This is a genomic window from Pseudomonas sp. GW821-FHT03E01, assembly GCF_059420765.1.
On record NZ_JBWKUI010000007.1, the window covers coordinates 190,560 to 205,682 of the forward strand.

The 15,123-nt window shown below is 57.0% G+C and carries 13 protein-coding genes and 2 pseudogenes; 10 read left to right on the forward strand and 5 right to left on the reverse strand.

The window, feature by feature from the left end; all coding sequences use genetic code 11:
* Positions 1–19: 19 nt before the first annotated feature.
* From AC07VO_RS14065 to AC07VO_RS14075, 3 genes are all read right to left on the reverse strand, one after another.
* On the reverse strand, positions 20–949 hold the full coding sequence (locus AC07VO_RS14065) for an NAD-dependent epimerase/dehydratase family protein (RefSeq protein ID WP_495007598.1): 930 nt from the start codon (positions 947–949) through the stop codon (positions 20–22).
* Positions 946–2,568, reverse strand: coding sequence for a hypothetical protein (locus AC07VO_RS14070; protein WP_111454880.1), 1,623 nt, complete (start codon positions 2,566–2,568; stop codon positions 946–948). The genes AC07VO_RS14065 and AC07VO_RS14070 overlap by 4 nt, the downstream gene beginning before the upstream one ends.
* A gap of 118 nt (positions 2,569–2,686) precedes the next feature.
* On the reverse strand, positions 2,687–3,238 hold the full coding sequence (locus AC07VO_RS14075; RefSeq protein ID WP_371924416.1) for an SDR family NAD(P)-dependent oxidoreductase: 552 nt from the start codon (positions 3,236–3,238) through the stop codon (positions 2,687–2,689).
* Positions 3,239–3,474: 236 nt separating this feature from the next.
* Between AC07VO_RS14075 and AC07VO_RS14080 the strand changes: the two are divergent.
* From AC07VO_RS14080 to AC07VO_RS14105, 6 genes and pseudogenes are all read left to right on the forward strand, one after another.
* Positions 3,475–4,087 (forward strand): annotated as a pseudogene (locus tag AC07VO_RS14080) (polysaccharide biosynthesis protein); the annotation flags it as partial.
* Between the two features lie 197 nt (positions 4,088–4,284).
* The gene (locus tag AC07VO_RS14085; RefSeq protein WP_064616688.1) at positions 4,285–4,620 is read left to right on the forward strand and encodes a ComEA family DNA-binding protein; all 336 of its coding nucleotides are present in this window, start codon (positions 4,285–4,287) and stop codon (positions 4,618–4,620) included.
* A 197-nt stretch (positions 4,621–4,817) separates the two neighbouring features.
* Entirely contained in the window at positions 4,818–5,612 is a 795-nt protein-coding gene (locus tag AC07VO_RS14090; RefSeq protein WP_064616690.1) for an SDR family NAD(P)-dependent oxidoreductase, read from the forward strand.
* A 31-nt stretch (positions 5,613–5,643) separates the two neighbouring features.
* Entirely contained in the window at positions 5,644–6,918 is a 1,275-nt protein-coding gene (gene fabF / locus AC07VO_RS14095) for a beta-ketoacyl-ACP synthase II (protein ID WP_064616692.1), read from the forward strand.
* Positions 6,919–6,996: 78 nt separating this feature from the next.
* Positions 6,997–7,650 carry a GntR family transcriptional regulator gene (locus AC07VO_RS14100; RefSeq protein ID WP_018929820.1) on the forward strand — a complete coding sequence of 218 codons (654 nt, stop codon included), beginning with the start codon at positions 6,997–6,999 and terminating at the stop codon, positions 7,648–7,650.
* A gap of 16 nt (positions 7,651–7,666) precedes the next feature.
* A complete protein-coding gene (locus AC07VO_RS14105; RefSeq protein ID WP_018929819.1) occupies positions 7,667–8,518 on the forward strand; it encodes an urea carboxylase-associated family protein in 852 nt (283 codons plus the stop codon).
* 125 nt (positions 8,519–8,643) lie between these two features.
* Here AC07VO_RS14105 and AC07VO_RS14110 read toward each other — a convergent pair whose 3' ends face one another.
* Both AC07VO_RS14110 and AC07VO_RS14115 read right to left on the reverse strand, forming a co-directional pair.
* Positions 8,644–8,811, reverse strand: a complete 168-nt coding sequence (locus AC07VO_RS14110; protein WP_008006000.1) for a DUF2897 family protein — start codon at positions 8,809–8,811, stop codon at positions 8,644–8,646.
* A 128-nt stretch (positions 8,812–8,939) separates the two neighbouring features.
* A pseudogene (locus AC07VO_RS14115) lies at positions 8,940–10,055 on the reverse strand (amino acid permease); the annotation flags it as partial.
* 306 nt (positions 10,056–10,361) lie between these two features.
* Between AC07VO_RS14115 and kdpF the strand changes: the two are divergent.
* The 4 genes from kdpF to kdpC all read left to right on the forward strand — a co-directional run bounded on the left by kdpF (position 10,362) and on the right by kdpC (position 14,978).
* Complete coding sequence (gene kdpF, locus AC07VO_RS14120) at positions 10,362–10,451, forward strand: K(+)-transporting ATPase subunit F (RefSeq protein WP_007899818.1); 90 nt, start codon at positions 10,362–10,364, stop codon at positions 10,449–10,451.
* An 8-nt stretch (positions 10,452–10,459) separates the two neighbouring features.
* Positions 10,460–12,154 (forward strand): potassium-transporting ATPase subunit KdpA, encoded by a 1,695-nt coding sequence (gene kdpA / locus AC07VO_RS14125; RefSeq protein ID WP_018929817.1) that lies wholly within the window; start codon positions 10,460–10,462, stop codon positions 12,152–12,154.
* Positions 12,155–12,164: 10 nt separating this feature from the next.
* A complete protein-coding gene (gene kdpB / locus AC07VO_RS14130; RefSeq protein WP_111454878.1) occupies positions 12,165–14,222 on the forward strand; it encodes a potassium-transporting ATPase subunit KdpB in 2,058 nt (685 codons plus the stop codon).
* Positions 14,223–14,432: 210 nt separating this feature from the next.
* Complete coding sequence (gene kdpC / locus AC07VO_RS14135) at positions 14,433–14,978, forward strand: potassium-transporting ATPase subunit KdpC (protein WP_192350961.1); 546 nt, start codon at positions 14,433–14,435, stop codon at positions 14,976–14,978.
* The last annotated feature ends 145 nt before the right edge of the window (positions 14,979–15,123 follow it).

Consider the following 15,123-nt stretch of genomic DNA (forward strand, 5'->3'; position numbering starts at 1 on the left):
GCGATTCGCTGTCCCATCATTAAAATTCCAGCACAATATTGCTATAAGTTGGATTATTAAATGTTTCGTCTATGGCGATGGCAAAGGGGGTGTAGGGAACCCCAAAGATTGAAGGCCAGTCGATGACTTCAAACTCATCTTTTGTACTCAGGGCCGCTAACTGTTGCGTTGTAAAGGGCGGGTTTTTATCAACGAGTGCCCACATCCAAAGCAAGGCATAAAAAAGTGTATAGGGTATTTTCACGATTTTTGTTTTCGAGTGAGTCACTCGTTTTATTTCGCGGATGATATCAATATAATCAATTTTTTCATGTCCGGAAATATTGAAAATACCTTGTTTTTCTTGCTGCTCGATACAATTGATAATGATGTTGGAGAAGTCACCGGCGTAAAGAGGCTGGCGCATAAACTTACCGTTGCCGGGGATTGGGTACACTGGCGTTCTTTTCATGAAGCGGGCAAGCCAGCCGAGGTGCTTGCGGTCAAACCAGCCATACATAAGGGTGGGTCGAAGAATCGGGCAGGAAATATTGCTGGCTAATACCAATTCTTCTTGTTCACGCTTTGTTTGCGTATAGAAGTCGTCGGCTTTAGATTCCAGTACAGACGAGCTAATGTGAACAAGGTGCATGTTCGGATTGGCTTTTATCAAGTCCAGTATTAGGCGTGTTGAAATCACATTGTTTTGTACGAATTCTTGATAGATATTGCCACCGATTTGAGCTTGTAGCATGACGACCACTGCCGAGCCAACAAAGTGTTCGCTCCAACTACCTTTTTTTGAAAGGTCCGCATACTCAATAGTCAATTCTGGGTGAACAGACTTTAATATGGCGAGGTTCGTTCGGTGTTTGTCGAGCACCACGATGTCAGTGTATCCGCGGCTTTTTAAACGTGCCACCAAATTTTGCCCGACCAAACCTGCTCCGCCTGGAAGAATTATTTTCATTTTGGCTCTCCATTTAAGCCTAGCATGCTTAAGTTGGATCTTCGTTTCAGGCAGTAATTGATGCAGCTAGAAAAGCCAAAACTGAGAAAGATACTTACTATGGGCAACAGTGCAAGCATTTCCTTGGATCGAACAGACAGTAGCATCAACGAAGAACTAACCAGTAATGCTGTAGACAATACTAACAAGCTTGCCTGAAAGGCTTTTCTGATGTTTTGTGTTTTAGATATAGCGATACATGAGACGAACGCCAGCAAGGCATAGACCCAAGGTGGCGGAGTCAGGAAATTCATCCAACCAAAAAACACCATGCCTTGGTATTGTGCTTTCTCGGCAGGATTCCAGTACGGCATGTGTTGAGGTATAGCGTCCGGAGGAGGGGTCAGTTTAACGCTGCCATCCGCTTGAATATTGTCACCAATAATCAGATACAAGCTATTTGATTTTAAAGGTGTGAGTTGGAACGGTTTTTCGATGAAAAAAGCTAACCAACCCTTGATCAATTTCGCGATGTAGGCCGCGGGTATCGCCAGCACCGATTCTTTATACACGGCTATACTTAGGGCGTCCGTTTGCGGAAGCCCGATATAGTAATAGCCGGGAATGGCCGAAACATGAATATTAAATGTTTCAGGCAGTGGGTGCTTGGTCGTGAAATCAATCAACTCCGAGCGCGATGCGTTCATCAGATAATTATATTGTGCGAGGTAGGGCGCTCTTACTTCTTTTGGTGCGCCCCAATCAACATCTTGATAGGCTGCAGCCCTGAAATATTCCGGTGGTAAAATTGCGCCAAGGGCCCGCCACCTCAAACTGTTGATTCCCAGCTTGTTTGGTTCCTGAGTGATGTAGTCGTTTGGTATTGCGTCAATTAGAACCCAAGCATGATCGTAACTCAGTTGCCGTGAATTGGTCGTCGGGTAGTGAAAGGTTTCGACAAATACAAATATAATTATGGTGCTCGCCGATAGGCTGACGATGGCTGTCGCGATTTTCCAAGTCCAGTCCTTGCTGTCAAAAATTACTAACATCGCAATGACAGGGGCGATTACCAAGGAGTTGAACTTTACAAGGTAGGCAACCGTAAGAATAACTGCGGACAGTATATACAAAATTATTTTTGCATTATTTTTTACATCGAACGCCCAGAGAGCAGTCAGCAGTGCGATGGCAAGAAAGTCTCCTTGTAACCAGTCCGGTCCGATGGAATTGACCCCACCCATGAAAAACAGACTGCCACCCCACGCTAGGCACATAAGTGTGGCTGAGATTTTACCAAATACTTTATTGCACATGAATGTGCTAATTGCGATGGCGAACACGTGGAAGTAAAAATGAATGTGCTGTAAGTGTCGCAGCCATTTAACATTATAGATGTCTATTCCGTTGGGTACGCCAGCAAAATCGAGTGCGAAACGTGCGGCCAAAGTATATCCACTGGCGTGGATAAGATTGGATACGCTGGAGAAAATCATCTGAGCATAATTTGGATAGTCAAAGGCAGCAATGTTGATAGGGTACGTCTTCAGGTAGTACAGGTTCAACAGAATGACAATGGCTAGGGCAATTAGTAATAAATGCCTTTGAAGCAGATTTCCTAGGGTATTTAAAGCTGACATTGAAGAGCCCTGTTGTCGATGAAGCTGGATGTATAAAGTTTTATCACTTGCAGTAAATCTGACTATAGATTTATCCGCTTGAATATAAAATTTGGTAAATGTTTGATAATAAGCATTATCAGTGCCCAGAATGTTGGGGTGTACAGCGTGTTGGTTTTATTTGCACCGCTTTGACAATACTAAGTGCTACCTTTTCAGGTTGTGCTATCAGCAGGGGAGGCAGGTTGAGCCCCTTGGTCATAGGTGTTTGAACAAAACCGAGTTTGATGGTAGTCACCGAAACGCCGACTTTGAAAAGTCTTGCGCGCAAACCCTCGCAGAATGTGGAAACGGCAGCTTTTGCTGTGCCGTATAAACAGTTGGAGGGTCTGCCCCTGTCGCCAGCTACCGAAGAAATGACCGCCAATGAGCCATGTCTTTGAATTTCAAATTGATTGCCCAGCAACGTGAGTAACGCGACGACAGAAACAGCGCTGTAAAGTAAAACATTAACATATATATCGGTTGCAGAAGCCAGTTGCGACTCAAGCATAGTTTTACCTTGCGCCAGCCAACCTACCGTTTTATAGAGCTGAAATGGATGGCGACGGATAAATGCCATGCCGGTTTCTACTAATAGGTCCGAACGCAACAACGTTCCGTCGAGGTCAACCACGAGGGGGAGGGGCACGAGAACTGTCCTTGAATGCTGGACTAACAAATCAGTTTGTTAGGTCGATGGAAGCCGCAGGAGGCGATATAGTTGCTCCTGTGATGGCTAGCCAACCATCCACACTAAGTTTTGCGGGGCACGTTACCATAGAGAGGGCTTGTCGTCATGGATCCAGTGCCAATGAAACGCACCCGGATAGACCTTATGGCATAACCATAGACGGTGAGTATTTTTCATTGCGGAGTCCTTTATTCCGCTCAATAGTCTTTAACTACTGGTGCTAAGCCTCGTCATCATCGGCGGTCTGCGCCTGTGCATGCGTCAATATTTCATGGGAGACTGGTTCATCGCCGCGCAGCATGTACCGTTCGCCAACCGGATGATCGCCTCACCAAAGTCGCCATCTACGGTGCAGGCGTAGCCGGCAATCAGCTGGTTGCAGCACTTCGCATGGGCCGAGTCTTGCGTCCCGTGGCTTTTATCGATGATGATCCGAGCATCGCGGATCGTTCGATTGCCTGGTTGCAAGTCTACAAACCCGCTGGCGGATCGATCGGCGTAGAGCGTTGTCGGCAGATCTTCTCGCTTGGCCCAACGACGCTTCTGTTGTTCGTACATAGCGAATTCAATCTATACAGCATCCTCTCGGAACTGGAGCAGCGCGCTTGTCGTAAGTCGGTTTCGGTCAAATTGTTGCCGATTCTCGGTTCCATCCGCCACCGGGACAAACTTCTGGATGTGATGAAAACCTGGGGTGTGGACGCCGTCTACCACGCTGCCGCTTATAAACACGTCCCGATGGTCGAGCGCGACAACGTGGCAGCGACCCAACATCCGATGATCAGGACGAATACGCTCGCGTCCGCCAGATCCTGCGCGAAACCGTCAGCGGCTACGCCCTGATGGCGATATCGTTAACCGAATCCACCAGCAACGCCGCCTCGATCCCTGATTGGTTCACATCCTGTAACTGACACATTTTTGACAGGCTCCAGACATCGCCTAAGTTTGGGAGGCAGCTTCGGAAAAGCTGCTTTCTCAATCGATGTCATGGAGCTTCATTTATGCGTACTGGCTATTTCTACTCCCTGGTTTTTGCCCTGCTCACCAGCGCCTCTATTGCTGCAATAGCCGCGCCTGCGGTGAAGCCTGAGACAGGCAATGCACCTTTGGTGCAGGAAGTTTCCCCTAAAGCGCAAACAGGAAAAGTCGATCTTAATGGCGCTGATGCACCCACCCTGCAGCGTGAGCTGTCCGGTATCGGGGAAGCCAAGGCCAAGGCGATTGTTGCTTATCGTGACAGTAATGGTCCATTTTCGTCCGTTGACGAATTGCTGGAAGTGAAAGGCATCGGTAAAGCGATCCTGGATAAGAATCGCGAGAAGCTGGAAGTGAACTAAGCTTCAAGATCAACGCTGAGAGGCCGGTCATTGACCGGCTTTTTTGCATTGTGGCGTAAAGCGAGGTGGCGTGCCTTTCATCGGAGTCAGAAAAATTACGGCTATCATATCGTCTTAAGATTATGCCTATAATAATTCTCCTATTTGCCGATGCGCCCAGGCGCTCATCTCTCTATCGCATCCTCAGGAGCTCGCTCATGAACACTCCCCAGACCCAAGGTACAGCCCTCGTCACCGGAGCATCCTCCGGTATCGGTGCAATTTACGCTGAGCGTTTGGCAGCTCGTGGTTTTGATTTGTTGCTGGTTGCTCGTGACGAGCAGCGGCTGGAAGCTGCGGCGAGCACGTTGCGCGCCGAGCATGGCATTAAGGTGGAGGTGCTCAAGGCAGATCTCACACAACGGGATGATGTGCTGAAGGTGGAGCAACGGCTTCGCAGTGATTCGAGTATCAGCCTGTTGCTCAACAACGCGGGCGTAGCTGCCGATGGTTTGTTGGCAAACGCAGACATGGAGCAACTGGAACGGCTGATCCAGCTGAACGTTACAACAGTCACACGTCTGGCATCGGCTGCAGCTGCCAGTTTTGCCAAGGCTGGGCGCGGCTCGATCATCAATATTGCCTCGGTGGTGGCGTTGTTTCCTGAGCGGTTCAATGCGACGTACAGCGCGAGCAAGGCTTATGTATTGAGCCTGACTCAGTCGTTGAACGCTGAGCTGCAAGGCACCGGGGTCCAAGTGCAAGCGGTATTGCCGGGAGTGACACGCACCGAGATTTTGGAGCGCTCAGGTATTGATGCGTCCCAGATTCCGGAGGACATGATCATGGACGCAGGGGAGATGGTCGACGCGGCGCTGTCGGGTCTGGATCAGGGTGAACTGATCACCATTCCTTCGTTACCGAATGTCTCCGAGTGGGAAGCTTTTATGGCGGCGCGTCATGCGATGGCGCCGAATCTGTCCAGAAGCATGGCAGCGGCGCGTTACAAGTGAGGCGCCATGAATCGATTGAGGTATTTGCGCTATGAGTAATCGTCGGGTGGTGGTCACGGGCATGGGCCTGGTGTGTCCGTTGGGGAGCGGCGTCGAAGCGGTCTGGGCGCGTATGTTGGCTGGACGCTCCGGGGTGCGGGCGTTGCCGGACGAGGTGGTTGCCGATCTGCCGGCCAAGGTCGGTGGCGTGGTGCCGACTCTGGCGGAAGATGCCGAGGCGGGTTTTGATCCGGATCGGGCGACGCCGCCCAAAGAGCAGAAGAAGATGGACCGTTTCATTGTGTTCGCCATGGAGGCGGCGCGTCAGGCAGTTGAGCAGGCCGGTTGGCAGGCGCTCGACGCCAATGCCCAGGAGCGCACGGCCACTATTATCGGCTCGGGCGTGGGTGGTTTCGGCGCGATTGCCGATGCGGTGCGCACCACCGACAGCCGTGGTCCGCGACGGTTATCGCCGTTCACCATTCCTTCGTTTCTGGTCAACCTCGCCGCGGGCCATGTGTCGATCCAGCACGGTTTCAAGGGGCCTTTGGGGGCTCCGGTAACAGCGTGCGCGGCCGGGGTTCAGGCGATTGGTGACGCGGCGCGGCTGATTCGTTGCGGTGAGGCGGACATTGCGGTGTGTGGCGGCGCGGAAGCGGCGATCGATCGGGTCAGTCTCGCCGGATTTGCGGCGGCTCGGGCTCTGTCCAGCGGCTACAACGATACCCCGGAGCGCGCCTCGCGGCCGTTCGACAGTGGGCGCGATGGCTTCGTGATGGGCGAGGGTTCGGGCCTGCTGGTGATCGAATCCCTGGAGCATGCCCTGGCACGCGGCGCTCAACCATTGGCCGAGCTGGTCGGTTACGGCACCAGCGCCGATGCCTATCACCTGACCGCGGGGCCGGAGGATGGCAGCGGTGCGCGTCGGGCGATGTCGCTGGCGTTGGCGCAGGCGGGCATTTCGCCGGCACAGGTGCAGCATCTCAACGCGCACGCCACCTCGACACCGGTTGGCGATTTGGGAGAGCTGGCGGCCATCAAGTCGTTGTTCGGCTCGGACAACAAGATCGCGGTGACGTCGACCAAGTCCGCCACCGGGCATCTGCTCGGCGCCGCAGGCGGAGTCGAGGCGATCTTTACCCTGTTGGCACTGCGAGATCAGGTGGTGCCGCCCACGCTCAACTTCGATAACCCGGATCCGGCCACCGAAGGCGTGGACATCGTCCACGGTCAGGCGCGACCAATGAACATCGACTACGCGATGTCCAACGGTTTCGGATTCGGCGGTGTGAACGCCAGCGTATTGTTCAAATACTGGGAGGATTAGTTCACGACAGGCAGGTGATGGCACGAATAGTGATTACTCATTCGCAGACGATTGTTGAACAATCACGAGGCGTTGAGTATGAGCAGCGGACTGTCCCTGGCCGACCACATCACATTGGAATTGCGCGCTGACATCATCGGCGGTCGTTTGCTGCCCGGCATGGCGCTGGTGGAAAACGATCTGGTGTCGGCCTACAACGCCTCGCGCAACACCATTCGCGAGGCGTTGCACCGTCTCGGGCAGGAAGGGCTGACCCGCTATGTCCGCAACAAGGGCGTGATGGTGCGCAGGCTGGGTGTCGATGATGTGCGCGATCTGTTCAAGGTTCGGCGCACCCTGGAACTGCAAGCCATCAGCGCCAGCCAGCCATTGCGTGAGTATCAGTCCGACCGGATGCTCGAAGCCCTGGAGGCCACCGAACTGGCCCGGGAGCGTGAGGACTGGCGCGCCGTCGGCACCCACAGCCTGGCCTTTCATCAACACATCGTCGGATTGCTGCGCAGTCCGTTGTTCGATGAGTTCTTCACCAACGTCGTCGCGCAACTGCGCCTGGTGTTTTGCACCGCTCCCGATGAATCACGTTTTCAGGCGCCCTGGCTGGCGCGTGACCGGCAGATACATGAGTTGCTGGCCGACGGCGACAAACGCGCGGCTGCGGACGCCATGAGCCGTTATCTTGACGACTCCGAACACCTCCTGTTGCAGATGCTTGCCCCTTCTTCCCATCACTGATCGAGGATTTTGTGCCATGTACAAAGACTATCCGGCGGCCTATCAAGTCAGCAAAGGCTCGGCCTTGCAGGTGGACACAGCCTTCTATGAACGGATCCGCGACCAGAAAGAGGGGCGCACGCTGATCGAGCAGTTCGAAGTGCCGATCCGCACCGGTCGCGCCTGGAATGTACCGGCCGGGCATGTGTTCAGGGTCACGACCCCTGTCGGCCCGCAAGTCGGGGATTTCAACGTCTGGAATGCCCACGATCCACGCGAGCGCTTGTGGGCGGCGCGAACCCGGCAGTTGCAGGGCGCCCATGTCAGCACCCATGACCGGCTCTGGTCGAACCTGCCATTTTTACGGCCGCTGGTGACCATTACCGACGACAGCCTGGCCGGTTATGGCATCGACGAACACGGCGGGCGTTTGCACGATTTGCTGGGAACGCGCTGCGATCCTTACGTGAACAAAATGCTTACCGGCGAAGACTTCCATCATCACTGCCACTCCAACCTGACTCGCGCCGTATTGCCCCATGGCCTGACCGAGTTCGATGTGCATGACGTGTTGAACATTTTCCAGTGCACCGGCCTGAACCACGACGACCTGTATTTCATGAAAGCCTGCCCGGCGCAGAAGGGCGACTATCTGGAGTTCTTTGCCGAGATTGATCTTTTGTGTGCGCTATCGACCTGCCCGGGTGGCGATCTGTCGCTGGCCATGTGGGGGCCGGATGCGCAGGATCCGTTGAGCGTCTGTCGCCCGCTGGGAGTAGAAATTTACCGGTTGGAGGATTCGTTGCTTGAAGGCTGGAGCCAGCCGGAGCGTGCGGCTTACAAGGGATTGCATGGCTTGCATATCGCCAAGGCTGATTGGGAAAAATAAAGGGGTTTGAGCGACAAAAATCCTGTAGGAGCGTGGCTTGCCCGCGAAGAATGCGCCGTGGTTTTTCAGGTCTTACGCGTCATCGTTCTTCGCGGACAAGCCACGCTCCTACAGGTGCTGCGCGGTCAGCGGTCCTGCGCATCCTTGGCATCCGCTTCCGCGTTGCGTTCGGCGACGCGCTTACGTTGCTCTTCAGTCAATTCGACCTTGTTGGCGGTGTCACGCAGCATCATCAAACCGCCAACGATCGAGCCGATGGCAACGATCAGAATCAACCAGGCATACCAGGGCATAGGAGTTCTCCTTAAGGGCAGACCGGTGGACAAGGGTTTTGCCAACCGATCCTGCATACCACTTTTGAGCGATGGAGTTTCGCAGTGGTTCCATTCTATGCCTGATCCGACAGCAGCACTGCGGCTGTTTAGAGCCCGGTCAACATCGCATCCGCCGGCGCATCGGCACGCAGTTGCGCGGTCAGCATGAAGTACACGAAACCCACTGCCATGAAGCCGAGGAAGATCAAGCCGATCAAGGTGTTGAACCAGGCCATCGCCACCAGGCAAACCACCGCCAACACCAGCGCAATGAATGGCAGCAACGGGTAGCAAGGCGCGCGGAAAGTGCGTTCCAGGTTCGGTTCGGTTTTGCGCAGTTTGAACAGGCTGAGCATGCTCATGATGATGTACATCACGATCGCACCGAATACCGCCATGGTGATCATTGCCGCCGTCAGCGTCATGCCGCCGAGGTTGATCAAGCCGTCACTGTAGATCGCCGCGATGCCGATCACGCCACCGGCGATGATTGCCCGGTGCGGGGTCTGGAAGCGCGACAGTTTGGCCAGCGATGCCGGCAGGTAACCGGCCCGGGCGAGGGCGAAGATCTGCCGCGAGTAGCCGAGGATGATCCCGTGGAAACTCGCCACCAGGCCGAACAGGCCGATCCACACCAGCATGTGCAACCAGCTGGAGCTTTCGCCAACCACGGCTTTCATCGCTTGCGGCAGCGGATCGTTGATGTTCGACAGGGTGCGCCAGTCGCCGACACCCCCGGCAAAGAACATCACGCCCATCGCCAGCAGCACCAGGGTCAGGATGCCGCTGATGTAGGCCTTGGGAATCGTGCGTTTCGGGTCCTTGGCTTCTTCGGCGGCCATGGCCGCGCCTTCGATGGCCAGGAAGAACCAGATGGCGAACGGGATCGCCGCGAACATCCCGGCAATCGCCGGCGCACCGAACACATCAGAGCCGGCCCAGCCGTTGAGGGCGAAGTTGCTGAAACTGAAGGCCGGGGCGACCACGCCCATGAACACGATGTACGCCCCGACCGCTGCGTGTTTCGGGTCCAGGGCGGGAAACTGCACGTTCAGATAGGCGCCGATCGCCAAGGCAATCGTCGGTGGCGCGAAGACGAATTCGATCAGCGTCGCCAACCCGGCAATCAACCCACCTTTCTCGCCAAAGGCACGGCGGCTGTAGGCAAAGGGACCGCCGGCATGGGGAATCGCGGTGGTCAGCTCGGTGAAACTGAAGATGAATGCTATTCACCTAAGAGTCTTGAGTCAGTGAGTAACCCGTGGCGAGGGAGCTTGCTCCCGCTTGAATGCGTAGCGCTCACAAAAATCGGCGATTGTTATCAGGTTTTTGGGGCCGCTGCGCAGCCCAACGCGAGCAAGCTCGCTCGCCACAAAGGTAGGCATGACTGAAGAATCGCGCTTAAGTGAACAGCGTTACTCTTTACACATTCTTTATGCCCCGCCGCACCCCTCGATCTCGCGCCTTTACAGCCTCCCTGCCGACAATCACTCCACACGCGGCAATACGCCGTAACACGGAGAACTTCCATGAGCGTTCTGGACGGAGTGTCACTGCTATTGGCAGTGGGACTGTTCATTTATCTGTTGGTTGCGCTGTTGCGCGCGGACCGGAACTAGGAGCGGCTATGCACAGTTATGACTATTGGCTGATCCTCGCCTTCTTCGCCGTGGTGCTGATTCCGGCACCGTTTCTGGGGCGCTTCTACTACAAGGTGATGGAAGGGCAGCGTACCTGGCTTTCGCCGATTCTCGGCCCGGTGGAGCGTGGCTGCTATCGGGTGGCCGGTGTCGATCCGCAGGCCGAACAGAGTTGGCAGAAATACACCCTGGCCTTGCTCGCCTTCAACCTCGCGGGCTTTTTGCTGTTGTTCGCGATCCTGATGTTCCAGGATCACTTGCCACTGAACCCGCAAAACCTGCCGGGCCAGGAGTGGACGCTGGCGTTCAATACCGCTGTCAGCTTCATGACCAATACCAACTGGCAGTCCTACAGTGGCGAAGCATCCCTGAGCTACTTGAGCCAGATGGTTGGCCTCACCGTGCAGAACTTCGTCAGCGCCGCCACCGGCCTGGCGGTTCTGGTTGCACTGTGTCGCGGCATCGGTCGCAAGTCGACCAAGACCTTGGGCAACTTCTGGGTCGACATGACCCGCGCCACCCTCTACGGCCTGCTGCCTCTGTGCTTGCTGCTGGCGCTGTACCTGGTGTGGCAGGGCGTGCCACAAACCTTCGCGCAATATGTGAATGCCGTAACGATGCAGGGCGTCGATCAGGTGATCCCGCTCGGCCCGGCCGCCAGCCAGATTGCGATCAAGCAACTGGGCACCAACGGCGGCGGCTTCTTCGGCGTCAACTCGGCGCATCCGTTCGAGAACCCGACGGCCTGGAGCAACCTGTTCGAAGTCGCCTCGATCATTCTGATCCCGGTGGCGCTGGTGTTCACCTTCGGCCATTACGTCAAAGACCTGCGTCAGAGCCGCGCGATCATCGCTTGCATGCTGGCGCTGTTTTTGATCGGCGGCGCGACTTCGCTGTGGGCTGAATACCAACCCAATCCGACCCTGGCCAACGTCGCCGTCGAACAGACCGCGCCGCTGGAAGGCAAGGAAGCACGTTTCGGCACCACCGCCACCGTGCTGTGGTCGGTGACCACTACCGCAGCGTCCAACGGTTCGGTCAACGGCATGCACGACAGCCTCAACCCGCTGAGTGGCATGGTCGCGATGGTCAACATGATGGTCGGCGAAGTGATCTTCGGCGGCGTCGGTGCCGGGCTCTACGGCATGTTGCTCAACGTATTGATCGCGGTGTTCCTCGCCGGCCTGATGATCGGCCGTACGCCGGAATACCTCGGCAAGAAACTGCAAGCCCGGGAAGTTCAGCTGCTGGTGGTGACCTTGCTGGTGATGCCGGTGGGCGTGCTGGTGCTCGGCGCGATTGCCGCCAGCCTGCCAGGCCCGGTGGCGGCGGTGAGCAACCCCGGTGCTCATGGTTTCAGTCAGTTGCTCTACGCCTACACCTCGGCCAGTGCCAACAACGGCTCTGCCTTCGGCGGCTTCGGTGCCAACACTGCGTTCCACAACCTGATGCTGGGGCTGGGCATGTTGATCGGGCGCTTCGGTTACATCCTTCCGGTGCTGGCCCTTGCCGGCAGCCTGGCGATGAAGAAAACCGCGCCGATTGGCCAGAACAGCTTCCCCACTCATGGCCCGCTGTTCGTGACCTTGCTGACCGTGACCATTTTGCTGGTGGGTGGTTTGACCTTCTTGCCGACACTGGCGCTGGGTCCGATTGCTGAACACTTGAGCATGGGCTTCTGAGGATCTAATGATGAATATGCCCGTTACCAAAACCGTCGCCGCCAAAGCGCCGGAACAACCGAAAACTGCGATCTCGGCCCTCTGGCGCCCGGCGCTGGTGCAAGCGTTCGTCAAGCTCGACCCACGGCAATTGCAGCGTGCGCCGGTGATGCTGGTGGTGGAACTGACCGCCGTCCTCACCACCGTGCTGTGTTTCATTCCCGACAGCGCCGTGCCGACCTTCGTTGCCGCGCAAATCGCGTTGTGGCTGTGGTTCACCGTACTGTTCGCCAACTTCGCCGAAGCGTTGGCCGAAGGTCGCGGCAAGGCCCGCGCCGACAGTCTCAAGGCCGGCAGCGTTGGCTTGAGCGCCCGGCGCAAAAGCGCCAATGGCAGCTTTCAGGTAGTGCCCGCCAGTAGCCTGCGTAAGGGCGACGTGGTGCGCGTCGAAGCGGGGGAGATGATTCCCGGCGACGGCGAGGTGATCGAAGGCATCGCGGCGGTCAACGAAGCGGCGATTACCGGTGAATCGGCGCCCGTGATTCGCGAGTCCGGCGGCGACCGTTCGGCCGTCACCGGCAACACTCGACTGGTGTCGGACTGGCTGCTGGTGCGCATCACCGCCAACCCCGGCGAGTCGACCCTCGACCGCATGATCGCCCTGGTCGAAGGTGCCAAACGCCAGAAAACCCCGAACGAAGTCGCGCTGGATATCCTGCTGATCGGCCTGACCCTGATCTTCCTGTTGGTGGTGGTGACCCTGCAACCGTTCGCCCACTTCGCCAACGGTAACCTTCCGCTGGTGTTCCTGGTGGCGTTGTTGGTCACGCTGATTCCGACCACCATTGGTGGCTTGCTGTCGGCCATCGGTATCGCCGGGATGGACCGTCTGGTGCGCCTGAACGTGATCGCCAAATCCGGTCGTGCCGTGGAAGCGGCGGGGGACGTGCACGTCCTGCTGCTGGACAAGACCGGCACCATCACCTTCGGTAACCGTCGCTGCAGCGCGGTTTATGCCGCACCAGGCGTCAGCGCCAAGGAACTGGCCGAAGGCGCGTTGTTCGCCTCTCTGGCCGATGACACCGCTGAAGGCAAATCCATCGTTGAGTACCTGCGTGGTCTTCACTCGCACCCCGAACCGTCCCCCGCAGTACTGACCGCCGTGCCGTTCAGCGCTGAAACCCGACTGTCCGGTGTCGACTATCAGGGCCGGGTCTATCGCAAGGGCGCGGTGGATTCGCTGCTGAATTTCGTCGGTCTGAAACGCGCTGATCTGGCTCCCGCCCTGTCCCGGGAAATCGACAAGATCGCCCAGAGCGGTGGTACGCCTCTGCTGGTGTGCGCCGACGGCAAATTGCTCGGTGTGATTCATCTGAAGGACGTGGTCAAACCCGGCATCCGCGAGCGTTTCGCCGAACTGCGCAAGCTTGGGATTCGCACGGTCATGGTTACCGGCGACAACCCGCTGACCGCCGCCGCGATTGCTGCCGAAGCGGGCGTGGATGACGTACTGGCCGAAGCCACGCCGGAGAAAAAACTGGCGCGCATTCGCCATGAGCAGAACGACGGTCGGCTGGTTGCCATGTGCGGCGACGGTGCCAACGACGCCCCGGCCCTGGCTCAGGCGGACGTGGGCATGGCGATGAACGATGGCACGCAGGCGGCGCGGGAGGCGGCGAACATGGTCGACCTCGACAGCGACCCGACCAAGCTGTTGGACGTGGTGCAGATCGGCAAGGAATTGCTGGTGACCCGTGGTGCGCTGACCACCTTTTCCATCGCCAACGACGTGGCCAAATACTTCGCGATCCTGCCGGCGCTGTTCGCCTCCATCTACCCGCAATTGGGTGTGCTCAACGTCATGCACCTGAGCAGTCCGCAGAGCGCGATTCTGTCGGCGATCGTGTTCAACGCCCTGATCATTGTGGTGCTGATTCCACTGGCGCTGCGCGGTGTGCGGGTGCAGGCGGCGAGTGCGGCGGCGTTGTTGCGACGCAATCTGCTGATCTATGGACTGGGCGGGATTCTGGTGCCGTTCGTGGGCATCAAGGCGATCGACATGCTGTTGACGGCGTTGCATCTAGTTTAGCGGCTGCTCTTGAGGCAGGGGCTTTTGTGGCGAGGGAGCTTGCTCCCGCTGGGCTGCGAAGCGGCCCCACCTCAGGCCCAATGTTGATTCAGGGCACCGCATTCACCGGGTTTACGACTGCTGCGCAGCCGAGCGGGAGCACGCTCCCTCGCCACAGGTGATGTGTGTGCCTTCTAAGTGATGAGTATTCTTCGAATCGAGGATTTTGAAATGTCCACACTGATACGTCCGGCCCTGAGCCTGCTGGTGCTGATGACCCTGATCACCGGCGTCGCTTACCCCTTGGTGGTGACCGGCGTTGCCCAGGTTGCCTTCCCGGACCAGGCCAATGGCAGCCTGGTGCGCGACGCCGACGGCAAGGTCCGTGGCTCGTCGCTGATTGCCCAGGATTTTGTCGGCGACGCCTGGTTCCACCCACGGCCATCGGCCGGTGCCTTTGCCACTGTGTCGAGCAGCGCCAGCAATCTTTCGCCGAGTAATCCGGCGCTGGCTACTCGGGTGATCGAGGAGGCCAATAAGCTGCAGGTGGCCGGGCAGGGACCGGTGCCGTTGGCCATGCTGACCACCTCCGGCAGCGGCCTCGATCCGCACTTGCCACCAGAGTCGATTACCTATCAACTGGCGCGTGTCGCGGCAGCGCGCAATCTGCCGGTGTCTACGCTTGAGCAATTGATGAATGCGCACATCGAGCGGCCGTTGGTGGGGCCGCCGGTGGTGAATGTGTTTGAGTTGAATGCGGCGCTGGAAAAGTTGTAAAGGTTGGAAGGTTGGAAGGTTGGAAGGTTGGAAGGATCGTTCCCTCGCTCTGCGTGGGAATGCATCTATGGACGCTCTGCGTCCGCTTCGACTGGGACGCGGAGCGTCCCTGGCTGCATTCCCACGCAGAGCATGGGAACGATCA

Bases quoted from the DNA above. Each gene is read 5' to 3' on its own strand.
- AC07VO_RS14065 (WP_495007598.1), bottom strand. From the start codon at position 949: ATGAAAATAATTCTTCCAGGCGGAGCAGGTTTGGTCGGGCAAAATTTG.
- AC07VO_RS14070 (WP_111454880.1), bottom strand. From the start codon at position 2,568: ATGTCAGCTTTAAATACCCTAGGAAATCTGCTTCAAAGGCATTTATTA.
- AC07VO_RS14085 (WP_064616688.1), top strand. From the start codon at position 4,285: ATGCGTACTGGCTATTTCTACTCCCTGGTTTTTGCCCTGCTCACCAGC.
- AC07VO_RS14090 (WP_064616690.1), top strand. From the start codon at position 4,818: ATGAACACTCCCCAGACCCAAGGTACAGCCCTCGTCACCGGAGCATCC.
- fabF (WP_064616692.1), top strand. From the start codon at position 5,644: ATGAGTAATCGTCGGGTGGTGGTCACGGGCATGGGCCTGGTGTGTCCG.
- AC07VO_RS14100 (WP_018929820.1), top strand. From the start codon at position 6,997: ATGAGCAGCGGACTGTCCCTGGCCGACCACATCACATTGGAATTGCGC.
- AC07VO_RS14105 (WP_018929819.1), top strand. From the start codon at position 7,667: ATGTACAAAGACTATCCGGCGGCCTATCAAGTCAGCAAAGGCTCGGCC.
- AC07VO_RS14110 (WP_008006000.1), bottom strand. From the start codon at position 8,811: ATGCCCTGGTATGCCTGGTTGATTCTGATCGTTGCCATCGGCTCGATC.
- kdpF (WP_007899818.1), top strand. From the start codon at position 10,362: ATGAGCGTTCTGGACGGAGTGTCACTGCTATTGGCAGTGGGACTGTTC.
- kdpA (WP_018929817.1), top strand. From the start codon at position 10,460: ATGCACAGTTATGACTATTGGCTGATCCTCGCCTTCTTCGCCGTGGTG.
- kdpB (WP_111454878.1), top strand. From the start codon at position 12,165: ATGAATATGCCCGTTACCAAAACCGTCGCCGCCAAAGCGCCGGAACAA.
- kdpC (WP_192350961.1), top strand. From the start codon at position 14,433: ATGTCCACACTGATACGTCCGGCCCTGAGCCTGCTGGTGCTGATGACC.